At 42.2% G+C, this 815-nt stretch carries 1 protein-coding gene; it reads left to right on the top strand.

The features are described from left to right. Positions 1 to 81: 81 nt before the first annotated feature. Complete coding sequence (locus tag V7137_RS02010) at positions 82 to 801, top strand: DUF554 domain-containing protein (protein WP_335696521.1); 720 nt, start codon at positions 82 to 84, stop codon at positions 799 to 801. Positions 802 to 815: the final 14 nt, after the last annotated feature.

The following is an 815-nucleotide window of genomic DNA, read 5'->3' as shown; positions in this document are numbered from 1 at the left end:
CGGGCGCTTGCGCTTTTTATCCTTAATATGATAGTTTAAAAGGTATATATTTCGAAGGTCGGAAAAAAAGGTGGATGTAAGATGTTTTTATTAGGAACACTTGTAAATGGGCTGTTAATTGTGGTCGGTACGCTTCTTGGAAAATGGTTAAACCGGATCCCGGAAGGAATGAAAGTCACCGTTATGTATGCCATTGGCCTGTCCGTCATGGTGTTAGGCTTACAAATGGGCTTGAAGAGTGAAAATTTCCTGATTGTAATTATAAGCCTGGTCGTTGGGGCTGTCGCTGGTGAGGCGCTAAAATTAGAGGATAAATTAAACGATCTAGGATTATGGTTGGAGAAGAAAGTCGGCTCTACGAACGGGAAAGGCAGTATCGCAGAAGGATTTGTCACGGCTACCTTAATCTTTGTGATTGGAGCGATGGCGATTATTGGTGCTCTTGATAGCGGTATCCGCGGTGACCATGATGTGTTGTATACTAAATCGTTAATAGATGGATTTACCGCGTTAATTTTAACGACAACCTTAGGGATTGGAGTTATCTTTTCGGCGATTCCGGTTGTCCTTTATGAAGGGGGCATTGCCCTATTTGCGACCCAGATTGACCGGTTTGTTCCACAAGCCTTAATGGATCAGTTTATTGTCGAAATGACAGCAACGGGCGGGATCATGATTTTTGCGATTGGCTTAAATTTAACTGGAATGGTGAAAATTAAGGTAGCCAATCTGCTCCCTGGTATTGTCATCACCGGAATAATCGTCACGATCCTTTATAATTACCATCTGAATATCCAATAAGGCTCTTTTCGTAA

It is taken from the genome of Neobacillus drentensis, from assembly GCF_036962765.1.
Taxonomy (GTDB): domain Bacteria; phylum Bacillota; class Bacilli; order Bacillales; family Cytobacillaceae; genus Neobacillus; species Neobacillus drentensis_C.
The sequence above is the reverse complement of the archived record's forward strand: the minus strand, read 5'-3'. Positions and strand labels throughout refer to the sequence as shown.

Excerpts from the sequence above, each read along its gene's own strand:
- V7137_RS02010 (WP_335696521.1), top strand. The coding sequence starts at position 82 with ATGTTTTTATTAGGAACACTTGTAAATGGGCTGTTAATTGTGGTCGGT.